The sequence below is a fragment of the Halovenus carboxidivorans genome (genome assembly GCF_009831575.1).
Taxonomy (GTDB): domain Archaea; phylum Halobacteriota; class Halobacteria; order Halobacteriales; family Haloarculaceae; genus Halovenus; species Halovenus carboxidivorans.
Genome location: NZ_WUUT01000006.1, coordinates 116,278 through 140,311 on the forward strand (window position 1 = coordinate 116,278; position 24,034 = coordinate 140,311).

23 protein-coding genes and 2 tRNA genes are annotated in these 24,034 nt (G+C 64.8%); 11 read left to right on the plus strand and 14 right to left on the minus strand.

The genetic code is table 11. From position 1 onward, the window contains the following. The first annotated feature begins 92 nt into the window (after positions 1–92). Complete coding sequence (thrS, locus tag GRX03_RS14695) at positions 93–2,024, plus strand: threonine--tRNA ligase (protein ID WP_159764981.1); 1,932 nt, start codon at positions 93–95, stop codon at positions 2,022–2,024. Here thrS and GRX03_RS14700 read toward each other — a convergent pair. Then, positions 2,021–2,752: a phosphatase PAP2 family protein gene (locus GRX03_RS14700; RefSeq protein ID WP_159764982.1), complete on the minus strand. Its 732-nt coding sequence runs from the start codon at positions 2,750–2,752 to the stop codon at positions 2,021–2,023. The genes thrS and GRX03_RS14700 overlap by 4 nt on opposite strands. Positions 2,753–2,868: 116 nt before the next feature. On the opposite strand from GRX03_RS14700, the gene GRX03_RS14705 reads away from it, so the two are divergent. Both GRX03_RS14705 and GRX03_RS14710 read left to right on the plus strand, forming a co-directional pair. Continuing rightward, on the plus strand, positions 2,869–3,837 hold the full coding sequence (locus tag GRX03_RS14705) for a DUF3592 domain-containing protein (RefSeq protein ID WP_159764983.1): 969 nt from the start codon (positions 2,869–2,871) through the stop codon (positions 3,835–3,837). Between the two features lie 96 nt (positions 3,838–3,933). After that, positions 3,934–4,509, plus strand: coding sequence for a hypothetical protein (locus GRX03_RS14710; RefSeq protein WP_159764984.1), 576 nt, complete (start codon positions 3,934–3,936; stop codon positions 4,507–4,509). Here GRX03_RS14710 and GRX03_RS14715 read toward each other — a convergent pair. Together GRX03_RS14715 and GRX03_RS14720 are read right to left on the minus strand one after the other, a co-directional pair. Next, entirely contained in the window at positions 4,506–6,125 is a 1,620-nt protein-coding gene (locus GRX03_RS14715) for a hydroxymethylglutaryl-CoA reductase (protein WP_159764985.1), read from the minus strand. The two genes, GRX03_RS14710 and GRX03_RS14715, sit on opposite strands and share 4 nt — an antisense overlap. 171 nt (positions 6,126–6,296) lie before the next feature. Beyond that, positions 6,297–6,875 (minus strand): hypothetical protein, encoded by a 579-nt coding sequence (locus tag GRX03_RS14720; RefSeq protein WP_159764986.1) that lies wholly within the window; start codon positions 6,873–6,875, stop codon positions 6,297–6,299. Between the two features lie 187 nt (positions 6,876–7,062). On the opposite strand from GRX03_RS14720, the gene GRX03_RS14725 reads away from it, so the two are divergent. Together GRX03_RS14725 and GRX03_RS14730 are read left to right on the plus strand one after the other, a co-directional pair. Beyond that, positions 7,063–8,370 carry a hypothetical protein gene (locus GRX03_RS14725; protein WP_159764987.1) on the plus strand — a complete coding sequence of 436 codons (1,308 nt, stop codon included), beginning with the start codon at positions 7,063–7,065 and terminating at the stop codon, positions 8,368–8,370. After that, positions 8,367–9,773, plus strand: a complete 1,407-nt coding sequence (locus tag GRX03_RS14730; protein WP_159764988.1) for an Abi-alpha family protein — start codon at positions 8,367–8,369, stop codon at positions 9,771–9,773. The genes GRX03_RS14725 and GRX03_RS14730 overlap by 4 nt, the downstream gene beginning before the upstream one ends. A gap of 6 nt (positions 9,774–9,779) precedes the next feature. Here the strand turns inward: GRX03_RS14730 and GRX03_RS14735 are convergent, their stop codons facing one another. Continuing rightward, positions 9,780–11,192 (minus strand): wax ester/triacylglycerol synthase family O-acyltransferase, encoded by a 1,413-nt coding sequence (locus tag GRX03_RS14735; protein WP_159764989.1) that lies wholly within the window; start codon positions 11,190–11,192, stop codon positions 9,780–9,782. Between the two features lie 154 nt (positions 11,193–11,346). Between GRX03_RS14735 and GRX03_RS14740 the strand changes: the two genes are divergently transcribed. Then, positions 11,347–12,957: a flavin-containing monooxygenase gene (locus GRX03_RS14740; protein WP_368278530.1), complete on the plus strand. Its 1,611-nt coding sequence runs from the start codon at positions 11,347–11,349 to the stop codon at positions 12,955–12,957. Here GRX03_RS14740 and hisF read toward each other — a convergent pair whose 3' ends face one another. Further along, entirely contained in the window at positions 12,958–13,773 is an 816-nt protein-coding gene (hisF, locus tag GRX03_RS14745; protein ID WP_159764991.1) for an imidazole glycerol phosphate synthase subunit HisF, read from the minus strand. It lies immediately after the preceding gene. A 91-nt stretch (positions 13,774–13,864) separates the two neighbouring features. Between hisF and GRX03_RS14750 the strand changes: the two genes are divergently transcribed. From GRX03_RS14750 to GRX03_RS14760, 3 genes are all read left to right on the plus strand, one after another. Next, on the plus strand, positions 13,865–14,047 hold the full coding sequence (locus tag GRX03_RS14750) for a DUF7550 family protein (RefSeq protein WP_159764992.1): 183 nt from the start codon (positions 13,865–13,867) through the stop codon (positions 14,045–14,047). A gap of 70 nt (positions 14,048–14,117) precedes the next feature. Beyond that, positions 14,118–14,253: transfer RNA gene (locus GRX03_RS14755), tRNA-Met, on the plus strand. Between the two features lie 806 nt (positions 14,254–15,059). Next, positions 15,060–15,479 (plus strand): VOC family protein, encoded by a 420-nt coding sequence (locus GRX03_RS14760; protein ID WP_159764993.1) that lies wholly within the window; start codon positions 15,060–15,062, stop codon positions 15,477–15,479. 126 nt (positions 15,480–15,605) lie between these two features. Here the strand turns inward: GRX03_RS14760 and GRX03_RS14765 are convergent. The 3 genes from GRX03_RS14765 to GRX03_RS14775 all read right to left on the minus strand — a co-directional run bounded on the left by GRX03_RS14765 (position 15,606) and on the right by GRX03_RS14775 (position 16,999). Then, a tRNA-Thr gene (locus GRX03_RS14765) sits at positions 15,606–15,679 on the minus strand. Positions 15,680–15,733: 54 nt separating this feature from the next. Continuing rightward, entirely contained in the window at positions 15,734–16,717 is a 984-nt protein-coding gene (locus tag GRX03_RS14770; RefSeq protein ID WP_159764994.1) for a class I SAM-dependent methyltransferase, read from the minus strand. A 39-nt stretch (positions 16,718–16,756) separates the two neighbouring features. Further along, positions 16,757–16,999, minus strand: coding sequence for a DUF7385 family protein (locus GRX03_RS14775; protein WP_159764995.1), 243 nt, complete (start codon positions 16,997–16,999; stop codon positions 16,757–16,759). 141 nt (positions 17,000–17,140) lie between these two features. On the opposite strand from GRX03_RS14775, the gene GRX03_RS14780 reads away from it, so the two are divergent. Continuing rightward, on the plus strand, positions 17,141–17,425 hold the full coding sequence (locus GRX03_RS14780) for a DNA-directed RNA polymerase subunit L (RefSeq protein ID WP_159764996.1): 285 nt from the start codon (positions 17,141–17,143) through the stop codon (positions 17,423–17,425). Here GRX03_RS14780 and GRX03_RS14785 read toward each other — a convergent pair. From GRX03_RS14785 to GRX03_RS14810, 6 genes are all read right to left on the minus strand, one after another. Beyond that, positions 17,422–18,417, minus strand: coding sequence for a hypothetical protein (locus GRX03_RS14785; protein WP_159764997.1), 996 nt, complete (start codon positions 18,415–18,417; stop codon positions 17,422–17,424). The genes GRX03_RS14780 and GRX03_RS14785 overlap by 4 nt on opposite strands. A gap of 53 nt (positions 18,418–18,470) precedes the next feature. Then, complete coding sequence (locus GRX03_RS14790) at positions 18,471–19,340, minus strand: aminotransferase class IV (protein ID WP_159764998.1); 870 nt, start codon at positions 19,338–19,340, stop codon at positions 18,471–18,473. After that, positions 19,337–19,954 carry an aminodeoxychorismate/anthranilate synthase component II gene (locus tag GRX03_RS14795; protein WP_368278533.1) on the minus strand — a complete coding sequence of 206 codons (618 nt, stop codon included), beginning with the start codon at positions 19,952–19,954 and terminating at the stop codon, positions 19,337–19,339. Before GRX03_RS14795 ends, GRX03_RS14790 begins: the two co-directional genes overlap by 4 nt. Next, positions 19,951–21,420 carry an aminodeoxychorismate synthase, component I gene (gene pabB / locus GRX03_RS14800; protein WP_159764999.1) on the minus strand — a complete coding sequence of 490 codons (1,470 nt, stop codon included), beginning with the start codon at positions 21,418–21,420 and terminating at the stop codon, positions 19,951–19,953. Before pabB ends, GRX03_RS14795 begins: the two co-directional genes overlap by 4 nt. A gap of 88 nt (positions 21,421–21,508) precedes the next feature. Continuing rightward, complete coding sequence (locus tag GRX03_RS14805; protein ID WP_159765000.1) at positions 21,509–22,039, minus strand: helix-hairpin-helix domain-containing protein; 531 nt, start codon at positions 22,037–22,039, stop codon at positions 21,509–21,511. A gap of 111 nt (positions 22,040–22,150) precedes the next feature. Further along, positions 22,151–22,972: a shikimate dehydrogenase gene (locus GRX03_RS14810; RefSeq protein ID WP_159765001.1), complete on the minus strand. Its 822-nt coding sequence runs from the start codon at positions 22,970–22,972 to the stop codon at positions 22,151–22,153. A gap of 81 nt (positions 22,973–23,053) precedes the next feature. Here GRX03_RS14810 and fen point away from each other — a divergent pair, with 81 nt between their 5' ends. After that, entirely contained in the window at positions 23,054–24,031 is a 978-nt protein-coding gene (gene fen / locus GRX03_RS14815; protein ID WP_159765002.1) for a flap endonuclease-1, read from the plus strand. Positions 24,032–24,034: the final 3 nt, after the last annotated feature.

Here is a 24,034-nt window from a genome sequence, read left to right on the forward strand (position 1 = left end):
CTCGGATATCTCGGAGTATCATGGCAGAAGTCAGCGTGACAGGTCGGGCCCTGTGACCGAGTTCTGCCACCAACGCAGTCTTCTCTGGATCCATGTCAGAACACATCACGGTCGTCCTCCCGGACGGCTCAGAGCTTGAAATGGAGCACAGCGCGACGGTCGAGGACGTGGCCTACGAGATCGGCCCCGGCCTCGGTGAAGATACACGCGCCGGGGTCGTCGACGGCGAGTTAGTCGACAAAGCGACGACCTTGACAGAGGACTGCGAGATCGAAATCGTCACAGAGGACTCCGACGAGTACCTCCAGCTGATCCGCCACACGGCCGCACACGTCTTCGCACAGGCGCTGCAACGCCTCTACCCCGAGGCGAAACTCGCGATCGGTCCGCCGACGGACGACGGGTTCTACTACGACGTGGCCGGCGTCGAACTCGACGAGGAGGACCTCGAGGAGATCGAGTCCGAGATGCTCGAGATCATCGACGCCGACTACGACCTCGAACGGGTCGAACGCTCCCGCGAAGAGGCCTTCGAAATCTACGAGGACAACCCCTACAAGCAGGATATTCTCGACGAGGAGGCCGCCGACGAGGAGGTCGTCTCCTTCTACGTCCAAGACGGCTGGCAGGATCTCTGTCAGGGGCCACACGTCGAATCGACGGGAGAGATCGGCGCGGTCACACTGCTCGAAATCTCCGCGTCGTACTGGCGCGGCGACGAGGACAACGACACCCTCACCCGCGTCTACGGCACCGCCTTCGAGACCGAGGAGGAACTCGAAGCCGAACTCCAGCGCCGCGAGGAGGCCAAAGAGCGCGACCACCGGAAGGTCGGCCGCGAGATGGACCTGTTCAGCGTCCCGGAACACTCCCCCGGCTGTGCACACTTCCACCCGGACGGCATGACGATCCGCCGGGAACTGGAGGAGTACATCCGCGGGAAAAACGAGGAACTCGGCTACGACGAGGTGTTCACGCCCGAGTTGAACAAGGCCGAACTCTGGAAACCCACCGGTCACTACGACGCTTTCAAGGAGGCCGGCGAGATGTTCGCCTGGGAGCAGGATGACACCGAGTACGGCCTGAAGCCGATGAACTGCGCCAACCACGCCCACATCTACGACGAGGGCCAGTACTCCTACCGCGACCTCCCGGTTCGGTTCTCGGAGTTCGGCACCATCTACCGCAACGAGCAGTCCGGCGAACTCTCCGGACTCCTCCGCGTGCGCGGACTCACGCAGGACGACGGCCACGCCTTCATTCGGCCCGACCAGATCACCGAGGAGATCACCAGCACGCTCGAAGTGATCGAACAGATCTACGACCTGTTCGATCTGGAAGTGCTCTACAAGCTCGAGACCAAAGGCGACGACGCGGTCGGCAGCGACGAGATCTGGGAACAGGCGACAAACGGCCTCCGCGAGTCGATGGAATCGCTCGGTCTGGAGTACGACATCGAATCCGGCGAAGCGGCCTTCTACGGCCCGAAGATCGGCCTCGACGCCCGGGACGCGCTGGGACGGGAGTGGACGATCGGGACCGTCCAGCTCGATTTCAACATCCCCAAGCGGCTGGAGTTGAGCTACGTCGGCGAGGACAACGAGGAGCACCGGCCGGTGATGGTCCACCGCGCGCTGCTCGGCAGTTTCGAGCGGTTCATGGGCGTCATCATCGAGCACTTCAACGGCAACTTCCCGACCTGGCTCGCCCCCGAGCAGATCCGGATTCTTCCGGTCTCCGACGACAATATCCCCTTCGCCAAGCGCCTGCAGAACCGCGACTTCGGCCAGTTCCGCGTCGAAATCGAGGACCGATCCTGGACCGTCGGCAAGAAGATCCAGCAGGCCCACGACGACCGCGTCCCGTACATGCTCATCGTCGGTGACGACGAGGAGGAAAGCGAGACGGTCTCGGTCCGGGACCGCTTCGAGAACCAGACCCAGGACGTGCCTATCGAGCAGTTCCGCAGCCACCTCGAATCCGAAATCGAGGAGAAACGCGTCGAACCCGACTTTCTCGACTAACTGACTCGGCGGTCGAACGCCCACCAGCCGACCATCGTCGTCACCGCAACACCAGCCACTTCGATCGCCGTCTGCGAGCCGCTGGCGAGGAAGTACGCCCCCGCGAGCCCGACGGCTGCGGCGAAGGTGACGAACACGCGCCGGTCGGGCCGGTAGCGGTTCGGCCCCACGAACAGCACTCCGAGCGCGACCAGCCCGGTTCCGACTCCGCCGATCACGTCGACGAGATTGTGCACGCCCAGCGCCAGCCGACTGACACAGACGACGGCGATCAACACCGCGGCCGCGGCGGTCCGCTGTCGTCTCGTCCCGACGGGACCGACCAGGGCCAACCCCCCGTAGAGAATCGTCGCCGTCGTGGCGTGCCCGCTGGGAAAGCCGTACCCGCCGGCGGCAATCGCGCTCTCGTACAGCGGCCGGACGAGGCCGGGGACCGCATCCGGGGCGACTGGAACCGCCTCGGGGCGCGGGAACGCGAAGGTGTGTTTCAGCGCCCGATACAGTCCGAGTCCGCCGAGTGCCGTCCCGAAGAGCGCGACGACCCCTTCTCGCTCGTCCGGGAGTTGCCAGAAACACAGCGCCAGCAGAACGGTGACGAACCAGAAGTCCCCGAGCTGTGTCACCACCGCCATCAGGCCGGCCACCCAGCCGGGAAGCACGTCCCCGAGCACGTCGAGTTCACCGACACTGCGGGCGGTCAACGGCCCGACTGGCGTCGCCTGCGTCATGCTACCGGCTACGATTCCCGGCTATAATAGCTGCCGGCTCCGGGTCGCCGCGCGTTGCTGGCTGTGAGAGGCGAAGCCGCATATTTGTGCTCGGACGCCTGAACAGTCCCCTACCGATGGACGCTTCCGTCAGGGGAGTCCCGATCAGGCTCACCAAAGTCACGGTCATCGTCTTACTCCTCTCGGGTGGTGCCGTCGCCTACAGCGGTTACGACTACGTCCAGCAGTCCGAGGCCATCGACAACGCCGTCGCCGTCAACGCGACGGTGACCGAGGCAGATGTCGAGCGGATCGACGTCCGCCGCGGCACCGACTACGCCGCCGATGTCGAGTTCACCTACCAGTACGAGGGAACCAACTACACCGGCGACCGCATCTATCCGAGCCGATTCTCCCCCAACTACGGGACGGAGTCGGAAGCGGAGGCGGCGATCGAACCGTACGAGACCAACGAGACGGTGACCGCCTACGTCGATCCGTCCGAACCCTCGGAGGGCTTTCTCGAACCCAGGCGGACGACTGCGCCGCTCGTCTTTTCCGGTCTCGGAGCGGTTATTTTCCTGTTCTCGACGCTGAACGCCGTCGGCGCACGGACGCCCGGACAGAACACCGGCATCCGACCGGCCAGCGAGGTCGAACCGACGCGGTACGAGACGCTGTTCGGGCTGGCTCGTGACCGCGTCTGTTATCTGAGCACCCGGCTGATGATGGGCGGTATCGGCGTGTTCGCGCTCGCGCTGCTCGGTATCTTCGGGGTCATCCTCGCAACCGAGGAACAGAACGTCACCGTCTCTCTCACCGATCCGTTCGCCGCGGTACCGCTGGCAGGTGCCGTCGGGATTCTCGCCTTCTTGATCGGGCTCCTGCTGTATCTCCTGTGGTCGTTCACCGAGTACCGGCGGCTCCGCGAACGACTTCCGGACCCACGGCCGCCGAGTCCGTTCCGGCGCCCGACTCGGCTGGCGACGATTCTCACGACTAACGACGGCCTGGACGCGTACGGAACACGCGTCAAAAAGACCGGTTTCGCGCTCGTAGTGCTCGCATTCTGTCTCGGCGTTATCCTCAACGTCCTGTTCTTCTGAGGGTGCCTGAACCCGCTCCCCGGTTGGTTGCCCGATACGTACGGATTTACGTTTCCCTGACAAGACATTTAGGTGACAGCCTCGAACGGCGACTGCATGTCATACAACACGTCGTCCGGTGACCGGCCGCCGCTGGGACTCGGTGCAGTCGCGGGTATCGCCGCGTGGATCATCGGGTACGCCCTCGTCTTTCTGGTCGCCGGCCCCGAGGTACAGGACTCGGTCGCACAGCGGCTGATCGAAGCCGTCGACGGCCAGCCCGCGACCTACGAGATGGTCGGGTGGGTGTTCTACAACGCCCACTTCGTCGATACCGTCATCGTCGATATCCCGGCGATCAGCGACCAGACGGCCACCGCTATCGGCGGCGACGGCTTCTCGCAACTGCTGTATCTCGTCCCCGTCGGACTGCTCGTCACCGCCGGGCTCGGACTCGCCCGCTCGCAGGGCGTCTCGGAGGTCCGTGACGGCCTGCTGGTCGGCGCCACCGTGCTGCCGGGCTATCTCCTCCTGTCGGTACTCGGACTCGTCCTCTTCGAGGTGAGCGTCGGTCCCGCGACCGGTCGACCGGCACAGATGCAGGCGCTCTTCCTCGCCGGAATCGTCTATCCGCTGGTCTTCGGCGCGTCTGGGGGTGTTGCCGGCGCGATGACCGCGGAGACCGCCGGTTAACGATTCCGACCGAGCGATTCGTGGCTGGTGACCCAGTCAGAGGCGGAGATGGCGGCACCGAGCGAAATCTCGCCTGCCAGCACCGTCGCGGCGGCAATCTCGGCGAATTTGTTGACGTTGCCAGCGCCGTCACAGTCCAGCATCGCGAGACACTCCCGCTGGGTCGGCATCCCCGTTCCGCCGCCGTAGGTCGCGACGATCAGCGAGGGAATCGTCACCGAGATGTGAAGCGAGTTGTCCTGCAACAGCGTCGTGTTGATCATCGCGGAGTGTGACTCGGCGACGTTGGCCTCGTCCTGGCCACAGGCGATAAACAGCGAGGCCAGCCCGTTGGCGGGGTGTGCGCCGTTTGTGTCCGCCCCCGAGAAGAAGGAGCCGAGGGTGGCGATTTTCCCGTGGTGGTCGAGACTCTCCGGTTCCGCGCCGAGGTGGTGGATACAGGTGTCCTCGTCGAGTGTCACCTCGGCGGTGACCCGCTTGCCCCGGGTCATCATGTCGTTGACCTTCGAGGCCTTCTTGTCGGTGCCGAAGTTGCCCTCCAGATAGAAGTTCTCGACGTAGCCGGGATACTCCTGGAGAATCCAGTTGCAGGCCGCGAACGTCGCCTTTCCGACCATGTTCTGACCGGCGGCGTCGCCGGTCTCGTAGCTGAAGCGGAGGTGTGCGAAGTTGTTCGTCATGTAATCCTCGATGCGGACGAGGTTCGCCACGCTCGAGGTCTCCTCTGCTTTCTCCTCGATTGTCTCCTGGTGTTCGTAGACCCAATCACGGAAATCCCGGGCGTTGCGGGCGTCCTCGAAGACGAACACGGGGGCGCGGTTCATCCGGTCGTCCGTCACCGTCGTCGTCGCGCCGCCGCACATGTTGATCGCCTTCATGCCGCGGCTGTACGACGCCACGAGGGTCCCCTCTGTCGTCGCCAGCGGGATCGGATACTCCCCGTCGGCGTACTCGCCGTCGACCTTGACCGGGCCGGCGACCCCCAGCGGCATCTGCGCGACCCCGATGAAGTTCTCGACGTTGCCCTCCCCGCGCTCGGCGTCGAAGGAGTACTCCGGGACGTGTTCGAGTTCGACGCCAGTCTTCTCTTCGAGCCACTCGTGGCGCTCGGCGATGGCCTGCTCGCTGTAGTTGTTCTCCTCGTCGCGCGGGACGCTCGCAATCTGACTCTCGTCGCGGATCGTGTCGCTGATCTTCAGGGAGAGTTGCCCGAACGGCTCGGCAACGAACTCCGTGTAGATCTCGTGATCGCCCGTCGGAAGTTCGATTCCCTCGACGGTAATCGTCACTGTCCGACCGACGGAAAACGGGATCGGGTCGTCTTTCGTAACCTCGCTGACCGCGAACTCCTTTCCGTCGGCGGTCTCCATGCGCACGTCGTCCAGATCCACTCCTTCCCCGTTGATTTCGAGCTTCTGAATACCCGCGAACTTGGCGTCCTGGAGTCTGTTTTTGACCTCGTACTCGACCCCCTCGTCGGTGTTTTGCAGGCTCCCGTAGGTGTACAGTCGCTTCAACACCTTGTCGGGAATATCGAGCGAGATGGCTCCCCCGGAACTGAGGAGATTCGCGTATAGCCGTTTCAGAATCCCACTGTCTGGTTTTGGTATGACCATCTGCGTACCTCGGTAATCAGCACAATCCCTGTTAACGATTTCGGGGTAATATAATACAACCTACACGACTCGCCGGTCGCACGAGCGACCCCATCTCGACCGGCAACGCGGACCTCTCAGCCTGCCGTCCCAGCGAGTGTCCTCTCCGTCGTCGCTGTCCGGTCGACTCCGTCAGGAATCAGCGTCGGTCTCCTCGGCCGAATCGACCTCGATCTCCGTCGGCTCCGGGGCGCCGTCGTCCGGACGTGCCGCCTCGAACTGTTCGGTGATCGCGTCGAGTTGGCTCTCCAGTTCCTCGACGAGTTCCTCCGGGACGCTCTCTGCGGGCAGCTCTTCGGCCAGTTCGTTCAGTTGGTCCTCGACGCGTTCGTTGAGTTCGATCAGCAGGTCGGCCTGCTCGCCCAACTGCTCGATCAGTTCCTCGCTGAGGGGTTCGTACCGCTGCTCGAAGCTCTCGACGGCCTCGTCCTGCTGGTCCTGTAGCGTATCGAACGTTTCGTCGACGGAGTCACGCAGGGACTCGATCTCCTCGCCGTCGTTGAGCGACTCGACGGCGTCCAGCGACCGGTGGATCGACTGGCGGGACAGTTCGAGCGCCTGCTCCTGTAGGTCACGCTGCGTCCCGACCCCCTCCGCGAACAGATCACCGACCTCCGCCGGCGCCCGCAGTATCTCCTCTGCGATGGCCTCCGTCTGGCGGATCGTCTCCCGCTGTAGCCGGAAAAACGCTCCGAGTGGCGTGTCTGACATCGCTTTTCGTTAGTTCGATTCGGTGAACCTTAGTCGTTGTCGACCACTCAGGCATCTCCTGTCGTCCGAGACCGTCCGTTCGCGCCTCCGCTGCTCACCTCCCAACGGATAGATTAAACCGCCGGAGGTGAGAACGGTGAACACGGCGCTCGGGCCGAGAGTGTCGCGACAGCGAGACCGAGAGACCATGCTCACCGTGATCGCCTCCGCCGTGTCGAGTCTGCCCGCCCTCCAGTGGCGACTGCTGGCGATTCCGCTCATCACCGGGCTGATCGGCTACGGCACGAACTGGGTCGCGATCCGCCTGCTGTTCTATCCGACGGATTTCGTCGGCGTCTCGATACCCGGGCTCAAGGAACTGGCTCCGACACTGCCCCGCAGGATTCAACAGATTCCCGGCGTCGTCGAGGGCCGGGTCGGCTGGCAGGGGATCATCCCCTCGCGGTCGGCGCGGATGGGGACGATTGCCGCGGAGAAAGGGATCGCGAAGATCGGTACCGAAGCGGAGTTCTACGAGCGGTTCGATCCCGACCGGATCGCGGCGCACATCGTCACCGAGTCCCGCGAGGAGATCCGCGACCTGACCGCCGACGTGATCGAATCGGAGTATCCAGAACTGTGGCACAACATGCCCGAGTCGACCCGGGAGTTCATTCACGCTCGCGTCGAGGACCGGCTTCCACGCATCGCCGAACAGATCACCGACAGCATCGGCACACACATCGACGAACTGCTCGACATCAACCGGATGATCGCCGACCACCTCGACGAGCATCCCGACCTCATCAACCGCATCTTCCTGGAAGTTGGCGACCGCGAACTCACCTTTATCGTCAACTCGGGGCTGTACATCGGAACGTTTCTCGGGGTGTTCTCGATCCCGCTCTTTCTGTACATCGACGCGTGGTGGGTGCTGCCGGCCTGTGGCATCGCCGTCGGCTATCTCACCAACTGGATCGCGCTGAACATCATCTTCCGCCCGATCAGGGAGTACCGGATCGGTCCCCTTCGCCTCCAGGGACTTTTTATCAAACGCCAACCAACTGCCGCAGAGAAGTACGCCGAGATCGTCGCCGACGAGATCGTGACCATCGGAAACATCGCGGACAACCTCATGCACGGCAGCCAATCAGACCGGACCAGAAAGATGATCCGTGACGCGATTCGCCCGGAGGTCGACCGCTCGGTCGGCCTCGCGGCTCCGATCATCCGCATGACGACCGGCGACGAGCAGTACGAACGGCTCCGGGAGGCCTTCGCGGAGGAGAGCGTCGAACAGACGATCGACCCGCTACAGGACCCCGAGTTCAACGCCGAGCGCAGCGAGGCCATCGAGGGGTGGATGGCCGACCGGATCAAACGGCTCCCGCCGGAGGGCTTCGTCGAACTGCTCCGGCCCGCCTTCGAGGAGGACGAGTGGATGCTCATTCTGCTGGGTGCCGTGCTCGGCTTCGTCGCCGGGTGGCTCCAACTGCTGGTGGTGAACGCCCTATGAGCCGTGATCTCCCGGACGGCGACGACAGCGCGTCGGGGGACGACTGGCGGACGGACGGCGCGGACGCTGACGAGGGACAACTCACCCTCCGTCTGGAAGAGATCGACCGCATCTTCTCCATCGTCGAGCAACTGCTCCGCGGCGACAGACTCGACCGCGAGCAGACCAACCGACTGATCGAACTCTTCGAGCGGGCGGTTGCCAATCCGGTCCAGACCGACCCGGAGACGATCGCGGAACTCGTCTCGATGGTCGAGGAACTGATCGTCCGCCCGGACGACCTCGAAGACGCGACCGTCGAGCGCCTGCTGGCGGTCTTCGAGCAGGCGCTCGCCGGGACCGGAACTGACCGCGACCGAAGCGACGACATCCTCTCGGTCGTCGAGGCGGCGCTCCGCGATCCGGCGACGATCGACCCGGACGACATCGAGCGGTTTCGGACCGCTCTCACGGAGACGGTCACCGAGATGACCGATCCGTTCGACGGGCCACTCGGACAACTGTTCGGGATCGACGACGAGGAGCTCGATCTGGAGGCCGTCGACGACAGCGAGTTCGAGTCAGTTCGGTTGGCCCGCCTGGGTGCCGCGATGACACAGCGCGCGACCGGCTACTCGCTCGAATCCGGACTCCGGACCGGGACGCGGATGGGATACGCCGCGTTGAACGCTCGCTCTCCCGCGGAGCTTCTGACCGAGATCCGTGCGATCACGCTCGACGAGCTCCAGCGCTCGGGAGTCGACATCGGCGAACGCCGCTCGGAGTGGCTCGCGGCACACGAGGACGCCGTCGACGAACGCCCGGTGACGGCGGATCAACTCCGGAGGCGAGGCGAACGCCTCCTCTCGAAATCCGCCGACGTCGGCCGCGACGAGGCTTTTCACCCCTCGTACCCGTCGATTCTCGACGACCTGGCCGGCGACGAAGCCCGCATTCTCCGCCTGCTGGCCACCGACGGGATGCAGGCCTCCCTCGACGTGTACGACAGACAGTACATCCCGTTCAAGGCCCACCTGATCGCTCGTAACCTCTCGATGGTCGGGACCGACGCCGGCTGTCGCCACCCCGAACGCACACCCATCTACCTCCAGAATCTCCACCGCCTCGGTCTCGTTCGATTCAGTGACGAACCGGTCGAGAACCTCAAGCGCTACCAGGTCCTCGACGCACAGCCACACATCGAAGCCGCAATCGAGACGGCGAACCGCCCGAGGACGGTCTACGGAAGTATCCAGCTCACAGAACTCGGAATCGACTTCTGTGAGAACTGTCTCCCCGTCACCGTCGATCACTCCCGACAGCGCCGCCGGTTTCGCACGGACTCTGCCCCCGATGACACGGCCGATACCCCGAAGGAAGCCGACGACAGCGACGCTCCCGGATCGACGGAACACACCGAGTGACGGCGGCTACGTCGCGTCGAGTTCGTCTTCGAGCATCCGGATCTCGGCCTCGAAGTGCTCGGCCAGCGACCCCGCGTCGGGCAGGACGTTCGCGTCGCCGGCGACGCCGATCCGGACGCTTCCGCCGTAGGTGATCAGGCTGATACCCAGCCCCTGATCGACCGCCTGCGGCACCCAGAAGACCATGTCGGTCACCTCGGTTCCGGCGAACTCGAACGTGTTCAGCGGTCCGGGGACGTTCGTGACGATGCCCGTCGCCCGGTCCTCGAACAGTTCCATGAGCTTCTGCTGGCCGGATTCGGGTAACAGCCCACCGAACTCGATCAGCCTGTACATCAGGTAGGCCTCGATCCCGAGTTTCTCGACGCCGACGTTCTCGTTCATAAAGCGGATGCGCTCGCCGAGGTCCCGCTCTCCGACCGGGAGGGGGAGAAAGGCGATTCCGAACCCGTTGCCGAGTTGTTCGTCCCGGTCCGCCATCGGGACGAGATTCACCGGGACGGTGCAGCGCAACTGCAGGCCCTCGGTGTCCTCGCCGCGGGACTCCAGTTCCCGGCGGAGCGCACCGGCGGTCACCGCGAGCAACACGTCGTTGACCGTCGCGTCGTAGTGCCGTTTGACCGCTTTGATCCGGTCGAGATCGATCTCGTCCGTCCAGGAGGCCCGTTTTCGGGTGCCGAGATCGCCGCGGAGGGAGGTGTCGGCCTCGTCGGGCATCCTGAGCAGGTGATCGACCTCCTTGATCGTCGTCGCGGCCAGGCCGGCTTTCCCGAACCGGATCTCGCTCAGATCCGCGCTCTCGTCGGCGCTTCGGCCGCTGTCGCTGTTTGGATTTCCGCTCCCCGCCCGCGTCTCGCTCGATGCTGTCCCCTCTCTGTCGGCCGAAGTCGGACTCTCGTCCTCGCCCGGCGGTGACGGGACGTTTCCGATCGGTAGTTCGATCTCCTCGGGGTTGTCAGCCAGGCCGAGCAGGACGTACAGCAGCGCGAACCCGTCCCCGAGGCTGTGGTTGATCCGGAACGTGATAGCGTTGCCCTCGCCCTCGTTGACGTCGTCGATCAGATAGGCTTCCCAGAGCGGGCGACGCTCGTCGAGCGGACGACTCATCAACCGGCCGATGAACGTCTGGAACGTCTCGTCGGTCGCGGGGTCGGGGAGTGAGATGTCGTAGACGTGGGCGTCGATATCGAACTCCTCGACGGTCTCCCAGTACGGCCGTCGAACTCGGCGTTTGCGCCCGCCGACCTTCTGTTTGAACCGGTCGAACTGGAGCAACCGCTCTTCGAGTCGGTCACAGACCTCATCGTAGCTGACGTGGTCGTCGAACCAGAGGATCCCGGTGATCGTCATGAGGTTGTTCGTCTCTCCCATCCGCCGCCACGCGTTGTCCGCCCCCGAGAGTGGCTCTCGCTCTGGCATTGTCTCCTGGCTGACCATTCAGGCCAGCGGCTGATAAAACTTCTTCGTTTCCCCCGGTACAGGTCCTGGACCCGACGTTTATTGCGGGTCGGTCCGAACGTGGCCCTGAGCACACATGTGTGGGAGTGTCTCAAATGACGCGGGGGGAACAGACGTGGATGCCGTCGTCGTCGGAGCGGGCTTTTCGGGGCTGTACATGTCCCACCGGTTGCGGGAACTGGGGCTGTCGGTCCGGGTCTACGAGAAAGCCCCGGACGTCGGCGGAACGTGGTACTGGAATCGGTATCCGGGCGCGCGCTGTGACAGCGAGAGTCACATCTACTGTTACTCCTTCTCCGAGGAGATCCGCCGGGAGTGGCAGTGGACCGAACGCTACCCCGAACAGCCCGAGATCCTCGACTACCTCCGTTTCGTCGCCGATCGACTCGATCTGCGCCGGCTCATCGAGTTCGAGACGGAAGTCGAGTCCGCCGAGTTCGACGACGGGAACTGGACGGTCACGACCGACGACGGCGAGACCGTCGACAGCCAGTTTTTCATCAGCGCCGTCGGCTGTCTCTCCGAGCCGTATGTTCCCGAGTTCGAGAACCGGGACGCCTTCGACGGCGAGTGGTATCACACCGCCCGCTGGCCGCGAGAGGGGGTCGACCTCGACGGGAAACGGGTCGGCGTGATCGGCACGGGATCGACGGGGATCCAACTCGTTCCGGAGGTCGCCGAGCGAGCGGCCCATCTGACGGTCTTCCAGCGGACGCCGAACTACGCGGTCCCCGCGAGAAACCGGCCACTCTCCGACGACGAGTGGGCGGAGATCACGGACAACTACGACGAGATCTGGGAGGACGCGCGGTTCTCCTGGCTGGGGATGCCCTTCGAGATGAAACACGCGACGACCGCCGGACTGTCCGACGAGGAGATCGAGGCGGCCCTCGAGGAGCGCTGGCAGGAGGGCGGCTTCCGCTTTCTACACACCTTCGAGGACACGCTGTTCAATCCCGAGACCAACGAAATCGTCTCGGAGTTTCTCCGCGAGAAGATCCGCGAGCGGGTCGAGGATCCGGAGACGGCCGAGAAACTGGTCCCGACAGATCATCCCTACGGCAGCAAACGGCCGCCGATGGATTACAACGGCTACTACGAGACGTTCAACCGCGAGGACGTGACTCTTGCCGACGTGGACGAGAACCCGATCACCGAGTTCGCTCCCGAGGGGATCCGGACGACGGCGTCGCTGTACGAACTCGATACCGTCATCTTCGCGACGGGGTTCGACGCGATGACCGGCGCGCTGATGGCGATGGACATCCGCGGTCGAGACGGCTCCGTCCTCTCCGAGGAGTGGGCCGACGGCCCCCGGACATATCTCGGCCTCGGCGTCGACGGCTTCCCGAATCTGTTCACGATCACCGGCCCGCAGAGTCCCGCGGTGTTGAGCAACATGCCGGTCTCCATCGAGCAACACGTCGACTGGATCGCCGACTGTATCGAGTACATGCGGGCGGAAGGCTACGAGTACATCGAGCCCCGGCCCGAAGCGGCCGAACGGTGGGTGAGTCAGACGAACGCCCTCGCCGACCAGATGCTGTTCTCCGAGGCGGAGTCGTGGTATCGCGGCGCGAACGTCCCCGGCAAACCGCGGGTGTTCACGCCGTTCCCCGGCGGTGTCGAGACGTACCGCCGCGAGTGCGAACGTGTCGTCGAGAACGGCTACGAGGGGTTCGAGCTCTCGGAGTCGCTCGATCCGCCGGCGCAGTCCGCGGACTGATCAGAGGCGGACCGGGATTCCGCGCTCGTCGAGATACCGTTTGGTCTCTTCGATCGAGTACTCGCCGAAGTGGAAAATCGAGGCCGCGAGCGCCGCGTCCGCGTTGGCTTCCGTGAACACCTCGTAGGCGTCCTCCGGGCCGCCACAGCCCGAAGAAGCGATCACCGGCGTCGAGACGGCGTCACAGACGGCTTTCATCAGCGGGATGTCGTAGCCGTCTTTCGTCCCGTCGGCGTCGATCGAGTTGATGAATAGCTCGCCCGCGCCGCGCTGTTCGGCCTCTTCGGCCCACTCGACGGCGTCCGTTCCGGTTCCCTCCCGGCCCCCTTTCACTGTGCACTCGAACCAGCAGGATTCCCCGTCGACTTCGGCGTAGTACTCCCCGCCCTCGTCGAACCGGCGCCGGGCGTCGACGGAGATGACGATACACTGGCTCCCGAACGCTTCCGCGCCCTCACCGATCAGTGCCGGCCGTTCGAGCGCCCCGGTGTTGATCGAGACCTTGTCTGCCCCTGCGCGGAGCGTCTCTTTGATGTCTTCGCGCGTGCGGATTCCGCCGCCGACGGTCAGCGGGATGAACACCTCGTCAGCGACCGAACTGACGGTCTCGAGCATCGTCTCTCGGCCCTCCGCGGAGGCGGTGATATCCAGAAAGACGAACTCGTCGGCGCCGGCCTCGTTGTACCGCTTGGCCATCTCGACCGGGTCGCCGGTGTATTCGAGGTCCTCGAAGTTGACGCCCGTGTACACGGCGGCGTTGCCGTCGTCGTCGACATCGACGTCGATGCAGGGGATGATGCGCTTGGTGAGGGTCATATGGGCTGTCTTGGCGTAGGAGACTGGCCCACCTATGCGTTTCCATCGGCCAGTCGATACACCGAAGTACCAGCGGCGTCGACACCCGGATATGAGCGAGGAGACGGACTCGACGCCATATGACCCGACGGAGCCGACGCCGCCAGAACGCGAGCCACCGCGCCGGAGCACTGCCCCCCAAAGCGAGTACACCACCGGTCAGGTCGCAGTCGGCTTTGCGATCCTGCTGGTCGGTCTCGTCGTCGTGTTCGGGCTGTCTGCCCTGCTCGTGTAGGTGACAGTCGACTCACACTCTCGGGCAGAATGAGAATGTTAAAGACAACGACCCGATAATGAACGGATGCGCCCGGGTGGCTTAGCTGGACATAGCGCCGCACTCATAGGGTTTCAACGGACGCGGCACACTCCGGCACGTTCCCCCGAGGGTCTCCTCGGACCTGGGACATGCGGAGATCGAGGGTTCGGAGCCCTCCCCGGGCACTTCTCAACCTCATCATCCGTGAGCGACAGCACCGGAACTACACTGGGGAATCGAGAACCCGCACTGCGCGAACGCGGTGAGCGCAAGGCGAGGGACTCGTTCGTCCCGCGGTTCGGAGCCTCGCTGTTCTGAGGAAGAACGGTGAGTATCGACGCCGTGTATTACCCGACTGCCGTATCGCAGTCGTATTTTCGCCAGCACGTCTCTGCGGCCAGACTGAGACCGAAAACGACAGACAGCGACGGCTCGTGCTCTGGGTCGGTCTCGAAGCATATACCAAATAACGATATATCGAATACTGTCTCGCCCAGATCACAGGGCTGTCCGCGACGGCTGAAATATCGCGTGAGCGTCGTCCGCGGACCGGCGTCGTGGGATTCTGAACAATTTCATGCCTCCTGCGTGTGCACGCGGGTCGATCCCCGAGATTATCGACAGGGTGTGGACTGGTAACCTGACACAATCACCGTCCAGTCGAACCTCGTCCACTGGGGCACCCAAACAACTCGTGACCGCAACCGCGGAGTCGTACTTGACTGATCCGGCTCTCCTGAACCGCTCCCGGCAGTTTCTCGCCGGTTGATTCGGCGCTGGTATTCTCGGTTCCCTGCGTTTCTATATAGCGTCAATTGGTATATGGCGACCTGCGACAGAGAGGCGTCTCTCAGTTGAAAGCTAACGAACTGCAGGTTGTACCTCCGGTTGAACGCCAGCAGAGCGTCTGTGATACGCACGGTTGGCAATAATACGGCACCTGCCTGTTCCGAGTCGAAGTTGTTTTTCCGGTTCACTTCGCTTCTCCGATATGACCGACCCCAGCGCACACCACTTCGGCGTGACGGTGACCGACCTCGACCGATCGATCGAGTTCTATCGGGATGTCCTCGGACTCGACGTTCTATCCCGGTTTTCGGTGTCGGGCGAGGAGTTCGCGACGGGTGTCGGCGTCGAGGGCGCCGCTGGAACCTTCGCTCACCTCGATGCCGGCACCGCCCGCGTCGAACTCGTCGAGTACGACCCCGAAGGCGACGACGCTACCGGCGGTACGATCAATCAGCCCGGCGCGAAACACCTGGGTCTGGAGGTCGACGACCTCGACGCGACCTGCGAGGCTCTTCCGGACGACATCGAGAGCCTGAGCGAGCCACAGACGACCGAAACCGGAACGCGGATCCTGTTCGTCCGGGACCCCGACGACAATCTGATCGAACTGCTCGAACCGTAACGACTCGACCGGGCCTGGCCTCCCGACGGTCAGACAAAAACGTCAGTGGAGAGGATGGTGAACCACGGTCGAAGCCTCTCTCAAATCCCTCCGTTGCTTTCGCTGCTCACGTAGTTCGGAGAGAAGAGCCGGTGGAGGGATTTGAACCCTCGGCCTATTCCTTACGAAGGAATCGCTCTGCCAGTCTGAGCTACACCGGCGCGCACACTCAAGTAGTGTCGATACGACCAATAAGCGTTGCGAATCCGCGTGACCTACGCCCGCGAGAGTTCGATGTCCAGTACGACGTTGTATTCGTGCGGTGCATACGAGCGCACGGTGTGGCGGTTCCGGACGGTGACCTCGTACTCCGGCTCTGCGGCCTCCCGAATTGCTCGCTCTCCGGCCCCGAACAGGTCGTCCTCCGGCTCGATGTCGTAATAGTGGACCACACACTCCTCGCCGGCCAGCCGCACTGCCGTCTCGACGAACTCGTCCGCGGAGTGTGGGAGGTTCATCACGAGCCGATCCGCCCACCCCTCGTACTCGCCGGCCACCTCTCGCACGTCGCCACAGATTGCGGTCACGCGCTCGCTGACGCCGTTTCGCTCGGCGTTTTCCCGGAGGTACTCGATTGCCGTCTCGTTGATGTCGACGCCGACGGCGGCCGCGCCGCGTTTGGCGGCGGGAATCGTGAACGGGCCGACCCCCGCGAACATGTCGAGTACCTGCTCGTCGTCGCCGATCTGTTCGACCACGCGGTGGCGCTCGGTCGCCAGCCGCGGCGAGAAGTAGACTGCCGCCAGATCGAGCGCGAACTCACAGCCGTACTCCCGGTGGACGGCCTCGGTCTCCTCGCCGACGAGAATCTCCCAGTCCCGGACGCGCTGTTCGCCCCGGATCTTCGAGGCGCGGTTGAGCACCGTCTTGACCGGAAGATCGGAGTCGACGATGGCGTCGGCTAACGCTCGCGCCCGGTCCGGGTCGTCCTCGTCGATGATGATCACCTCACCGAGCCGTTCGTAAGAGGCCGAGAAGTCGACCAGTTCGTCCGGCGTGGTCTGCAGTTCTCGCTCCGGGGCGTCGTAGTCGACGACGGGGTACCCCTCGGGCACCCTGTCCGGGTCGCTCACCGGGATGTAGAGCTGTCCGTCCTCGTGGGTGATCTCGTGGCGCTGGTCGACGACCCCGACCTCTGCGAGTGCCTGTCTGGTCGCCTCACCGTCTTCGCGCGGGACCCGGACGCAGGGGACGGTCATGGTCGAGTCTCGGAGGCGCGTTGCGGTAAGTCTGCCGCTTCAGTGCGTGAGCAGGAGTAGTTGGCTCTCGGTCCGGGCGAGACAGAACGGTGCCGTCGGCTTGCCGAAACTACTCGTCCGCGCCTCGGTGACGAACAGTTTCTCGAAGGGCTCGCCACAGGCCGGACACGCGAAGTCGTCTCGGTTTTCGAGATGCATCGTCTCCCTGTCCTCCCGGAGGAGCTTGAGTCCGTGGCGGTACTCGTGGACATCGAACTCCCCGGAGATGTCCAGTTGTTCCATACCCGCCTTTCGGCGCGCCGGTCGAAAAGCCTTCAGCCTGTCCCGAGTGACAGTTCATCGCCCGGCCGACACGCTCGAACCCCGCGGTCGCTGGATTATCGAGTCGAAAGGTTGAGGTACGCGACTGGCCGTAGACAGGGTATGGAACTCCGGGTTATCGACAAGGAGGAGACCGAACTCGCCATCGAGATTGCCGGCGAGGACCACACGTTCATGAACGTCCTGAAGGGTGCACTGCTGGAGACAGAGGGTGTCACAGCGGCGACGTACGACGTGAACCCCGAGCAGTCGGGCGGACAGACCGAACCGGTGTTGACCATCAAGACCGAGACGGATGTCGACGCCCTCGACGCGCTCGAAGACGGCGCGGACCGAGTCATCGAGAAAACCGAAGGGCTGCAGGACGCCTACGAAGCGGCTGTTTAACTCGAGACGCAGAGGATCGTGTACACGTAGAGCCGGCCATCGGCGGCGTGGGTGTCCACGCCGATGGTATCGATATTTTCGTTTCCGAACAACGGATCTGCGAGGAACCCACCACCGACGAGCCGCTGCGTGAGTTGGCTCGCGTCGTCACCGCTTTCCACCGGAACAGTATTCTGCGCCGACCACGCGCTCTGACACTCTCCACTCAGCAGCTCCTCGACCTGGGCCTCGTCGACCCCTCCCTCGCCGGTGACCGCCGCCTTCACCCGCTGTTGGTTGGCGAACGTCGCAATCTCGTCGAGTCGGTCCTCACGCGCGAGCGACCCGACGTTCTGTGAGTCGCGCTGGCTGTTCACCGCGTCGACGACGCCGCGTTCGACCTCCGCGAGTTCGACGCCGCTTTCTGTCTGGTCGGCACTCCCCGGCACGTTCTCGACATCGGGCACGTCGTTCGTGATGAACGGCACGTCGATCACGCCGGCAAATCCGAGTATCGCGACGGCTGCGACCAACAGCACCGCACCGAGCGCGAGCGCGTACTGCGGCGTCACCAGATCCAGGTAGCTCGGAACTGCCGTCTCCGACTCGCTCACGCGCTTTTCGGTCTCCTCCAGGTCGGCGCTACCACACTCGTTACAGGAGGCGGTGTGTCTCGCGTGCTCGCGGCCACACCGGGCACACACCCAGACAGTCGTCGTCTCCATCGCGACGCGGTCGCCGCCGGAGCCCTCGCCCGGTCGCTGGGTGAGTTCGTCGTCGCTGATCGTCTTCTCTCGGCGCTCTAAGGTTCCGTTGTTACAGCGGCTACACGGCGGGGAGTGTTTCGTGTGTTCCCGGCCGCAGTCCGTACAGACCCACACGACCGTCGAGTTCTCCTCGCCGGCGCTGCCCTGGCGGACGACGGCTCTCTCGAAACTCCCGTGGCCGCAGTTGTCACAGGGCGGGTCGTCCTCCTCGTGAGGCTTCCCGCACCACTCACACCGCCATTCCATCACCACTACATTCGTGTTAGCGACGAAAAGTCTGCTGTTCCATCTGCCATGGCTTAGTCGTACAGGCTATCGACTCGCTCGTCGAACTGCCGCTGTAGCTCGCGGGTCACCGGCCCGAGTTCGTACTCCCAGTCGTCGACGCGGGTCACCGGACGAATCTCCCACGTCGAGTTAGTCACGAACACCTCCGTCGCGTCGGCCAACCGATCCGGCTCGTACTCGCCCGTTTCCGTACTGATACCGGCGTCGTCGGCGATATCGACCACGACGTCACGGGTGATGCCGGGCAGAAGCGGCACGGAGTCGCCGGGGGTGTACAGCGTCTCGCCCGCGACGAAAAAGAGGTTGCTCGTCGCCCCCTCCGCGAGCACGCCGTCGACAGAGCGCATGATCGCCTCGTCGGCCTCTGTGTCCCGCAGTTCTAACCTGGCGAGGATGCTGTTGAGATAGCTGTGGGTCTTCGCGTCCGCGGGGAGCGCCGTCTTCGCGGGTTTTCGCTGCTCGACGATACTGAGCGCCGCAGGCTCGTCCCAGACCCGCTGTCCGTCGGAGCCCCCCCGGGGGAGCGCTGCGGTGTAGACGACAACCGTCGGATCGACATCGGGCTCGGGGGTCAACTTTCCCGGCTGGACGCCGCGGGTGACCGACACCTTCGCGTACGCGTCGGTCAGTCCGTTCGCTTCGAGTGTCTCCTGAATCCGACCCTGTAGCGAGTCCCTGGACGGTAGCGCGTCGGCGAATCCGAGCGTCTCGCCGCTCCGGCGGAGCCGGTCGGCGTGAGCCTCCCACTCGAATATCTCGCCGCCGTAGACTCTGAGCGTCTCGAAGACGCCGTCGCCGTACATGAACCCCCTGTCGCGGACGCTAACCGTCGCTTCCGACGCGGAGACGAGCTCGCCGTCGACGTGGTACCGCTCGCTCATGCGGGCCACTCCGTGGCGACGCTCAGGAAGTTCTCGACGATTCTGATACCCTCGTGTGTGAGAATGCTCTCGGGGTGGAACTGCACTCCGACGTGAGGCCGGGAGTCGTGGCGTACGCCCATCACGACCGTCCGCTCGTCTTCCGTCCGCGCCGTCTCGATCAGGTCGTCGGGGAGGTCCTCACGGTCGACCGCCAGGGAGTGATACCGCCCGACCTCGAACTGCTCCGGTAACCCCCTGAAGATATCGCTCCCATCGTGGGAAATTATCGAGGGTTTGCCGTGGACGACGGCCTCGGCGTGGCCGATGGGGGCGCCGTGGGCGGCACAGAGCGCCTGGTGGCCGAGACAGACGCCGAGGGTCGGGTACTCTCGCTCTGTGAACAGCGGAACCGAGATGCCGGCCTCCTGCGGCGTCCCGGGACCCGGCGAGACGACGACCGCGTCCGGCCGCAACTCGTCGACCTCCTCGAGCGTAATCTCGTCGTTTCGTCTGACGACGACCTCGCCGTCCTCGAACCCCGCTCCGGTTTCGCCGGTCACCACCGCGCCGACGTACTGGACGAGGTTGTACGCGAACGAGTCGTAGTTGTCGACGACCAGCACTCGGGTCACGATCTGCTCACCTCTAACTCCGCTCGCTGACCGAGCGCGGCGTCGACGGCGTTGATCAGCCCGCGGGCCTTGTCGAGTGTCTCGTCGTACTCTTCGTCGGGGTCGGAGTCGTGGACGATTCCCGCCCCGACCCGGAGATGATACTCGTCGCCGTAGCGCACGAGCGTCCTGATGATGATGTTCAGCGTCGCGCGGTCGTCGAACCCGAACAGCCCGATACTCCCGGTGTAAGGGCCGCGCCGGGTCGCCTCCAGTTCGTCGATGATCTCCATCGTCCGCGGTTTCGGCGCGCCGGTGATCGTCCCGCCGGGAAAGACCGCCGCGATGGCGTCCGCGAGGTCGTGCTCCGGGCGCATCCGTCCCTCGACGAGCGAGACGAGATGCATCACCTCCGAGTATCGGTCGACGCGGCGGTACTCGGAGACCTCGACGCTGCCGTACTCACAGACCTTTCCGAGGTCGTTGCGTTCGAGGTCGACCAGCATCGCGTGCTCGGCCCGCTCTTTCTCGTCGCTCCGCAGTTCCGCCTCCAAGTCGTCGTCTCGCTCGCCGGTCTCGCCGCGGGGCCGCGTTCCGGCAATCGGTTCGGTGAGTAGCCGCTGGCCCTCCCGTTCGAGCAGTAACTCCGGGCTGGCGCTGACGAGGTCGACGCCGGGGAACTCGAGCAGCGCGGAGTACGGCGCGGGGTTGACCGACCTGAGGGCGTCGAACGCGGCGACGGGGTGGACGGCCGCCGGCGCGTGCAACCGCTGTGAGATGTTCGCCTGGAACGTATCCCCGTCTCGGATGTACTCCTTGACCCGTCTGACCCGGTCGGTGAACGCCGACCGACCGCAGTCGCTCTCGAACTGCCCGCGCTGTGCCGCTGCGGGTGCGGCTCCCACGTCCGGTTCTCCGGCCCGGATTCGTTCCACAAGCTCCTGAATCTCCGTCCGGGCGCGTTCGTACGCCGCTTCGAGCGCGGATTCGTCGTCCGGGTCGTCGATCACCGGACAGCACGTCACTGAGAGGTCGACGGGTGCCTCGGACGGCCGCTCCCACGCCACCAGTGTCTCGTAGACGCCGACCTGCAGGCGAGGGAGCGTCCGATCCCGGCTCGCGTGCTCGGGGAGTGTTTCGAGTTCGCGGGCGATGTCGTAGGACAGCCAGCCGATGAGTCCACAGGGGTACGGCACCGAGCAGTCTCCGCGGGTCAGCCCCCCGTCGAGGAGTTCGACGAGGCGCTCCAGCGTCGGCCCGTCTCCCGGGTCGACGCTGTGGATCTCGACGGGATCGACGCCGAAATAACCCCAGCCACGCTGCCCGCCGGTCGTGTCGAGATACGCGCCGCCGGTGCCGTCTCGGGCGCGCCTGTACGCCAGAAATGGGTCCTCGACGCTCAGACGCCCTTCGACGGGGACTCGGTCACCTGCCGCCGCGTCGCCGGCGGTCCTGACGAACTCGTTGCGAGTCGTCACCACGTCCATGCTCTATTAGACGTGGTGGAGCTACTAACGGCTTTGCGATTGCTCACCGCCAGAACGTACCGCGGACGCCCCTCGACCGTCCGAGCGCTCAGAGCCGGTCGTTGGCGCTGTCGATCCAGTCCCGTGCGCGGGATTCGGAGGCCTGTGCGGCCTCGGCGACGGTCTCGGCGTCGCTCTCGGCCAGCGCCGCGACCGTCCCGAGTCCGGCCTCCTCCAGCCGTTCGCCGTAGGTCGGTCCGATCCCGGTTATCTCCTCGACGGATTCCGAGCCGGCGGCGTCCTCCGCCGACTCCTCGTCGGCGGCCTCGCCCGTTCCGTCTTCGGCCTCGGTTTCGCCTGATTCGGCCTCGTCGACGGAAGCGGCTTCTGTGGTTGGCTCGTCTTCCTCGACAGATTCCGCCTCCTCGACCGGTTCCTCGGGTTCGGCTGGCTCTTCGTCGGCCGGCTCCTCCGTACCCGTCGTGTCGGTCGCTGTGTCGGTGCCTTTGACCGCGTCCTCGGACTCGGTGTCCGGCTCCCGCTCGACGGTAATGTCACTTTCCTGTTCCGACTCGCTCTCGGCAGAACTCGTGCTGGAGAGGCCGAACAGGCTTCGAATTATCCGCGATAGGACCTTCATAGTGATATGTTGCGCGGGAGACTACTTAATTATTTCAAAATCGCGAGTCTCCCGGCCTCGCGACGCGCTCAGCCACAGAGCGGTTCTCCATCCTGTCTGGGGCCGGTCGGGCTACTCGAGGCCGCTCCGGAGCGCCTCGTTCATCGCCTCGACTGGCGCGGACTCGCCCGTCCAGCGCTCGAACGCCTCGACGCCCTGATACAACAGCATCCACGCGCCGTCGATAGTCTCCGCACCGGCGGCCGCCGCGTCCCGAAGCAGGCGCGTTTCGAGGGGGGCGTAGACCGCGTCGAGCACGGCCAGGTCGCCGTGTAACGCCTCGGCCGGGACGGGGGAGCGGTCCTCCTCCATGCCGACGCTGGTCGCGTTGATCAGCAGATCCGCGTCCGCGAGCAGCGCCGCCATGTCCTCCAGTCCCTGTCCGGTCGCGGTTCCCGCGACGGCCTCGGCTTCGGTCACCTCCTCCGCGAGAGCCGTCGCCTTCTCGACCGTCCGGTTCGCGATATCGACGGCGACGCCGCGGTCGGCGAGTCCGAAGGCCGCGGCGCGGCCCGCACCCCCGGCCCCGACGACGACCGCTCGCCCGCTGATCGAGATGTCGTGATGCTCCAGCGCCCGCACCACGCCGACCGCGTCGGTGTTGTATCCGGTCGGCGGATCGGTGCCGAAATCGACGGTGTTGACCGCGCCGATCCGGGCGGCGAGCGGGTCCGGCTCGACCGCGTCGAGCACGTCCTGTTTGAACGGGATCGTCACGTTCAGGCCGTTCACGCCGAGGTGTGCGGCGCTTCGGACCGCCTGCGCGCCCTCGTCTTCGGCGGGCTCGAAGGTGACGTACCGGGCGTCGAGTCCGCACCGCTCGTATCCGGCCTCGTGCATCGGCGGCGACAGCGAGTGGCCGACTGGGTTGCCGATCAGTCCGTAGACGTCCATAGCCGACATCTCGGCCGCGGCGTACAAACATCGCCCGCTTTTTCCCGGGAGATTCAAGCGCGTCTCTCCCCAACTCCGGGTATGGGAAACGCAGATCTACGCGACCTCGCCGCCATCGAGGAGGTCTCTTTCGACGAGCTTTCGGGTTCGACCGTCGCCGTCGACGCGCACAACTGGCTGTACCGGTATCTCACGACGACGGTGAAGTGGACTAACGACGAGGCGTACACCACCGCCGACGGGACGGAGGTCGCCAACCTGATCGGCGTCGTCCAGGGGCTTCCGAAGTTCTTCGAGCACGATCTCACGCCGATTTTCGTCTTCGACGGCGCGGTGACCGACCTCAAGGACGACGAAATCGAGAAACGCCGCGAACAGCGCGAACAGTACGAGGACGACCTCGAAGCCGCCCGCGAACGCGGCGACTCCATCGCCGTCGCCCGGCTGGAGTCCCGGACACAGCGACTCACGGAGACGATCATCGAGACGACGCGGGATCTGCTCGGTCTGCTCGACGTGCCGGTGGTCGACGCCCCCGCCGAGGGCGAGGCCCAGTGTGCGCACATGGCCCGGCAGGGGGTCGTCGACTACGCCGGCACGGAGGATTACGACGCCTTGCTGTTCGGTTCGCCGCTGACGCTTCGACAACTGACGAGCAAGGGCGACCCCGAGCGGATGGATCTGGACGCGACGCTCGCCCGTCACGACCTCACCTGGGAGCAACTCGTCGACGTGGCGATTCTCTGCGGGACCGACTTCAACGACGGCATCTCCGGCATCGGCCCGAAGACGGCGGTCTCGCTCGTCACCGAACACGGCGACCTCTCCGGCGCGCTCGCGGCACGGGGCGAACAGATCGAACACGCCGACCGCATCCAGCAACTCTTCCTCGACCCCGCCGTGGTCGAGACCGATCCCGACACCTCGATCGAACCCGACGTCGACGCGGCCCGGGAGTACGTCGTCGACCAGTGGGGGGTCGATCCCGACGAGGTCGACCGCGGCTTCGAGCGCATCGAGGACGCGCTCGTCCAGACCGGACTGGACAACTGGACCTGACCG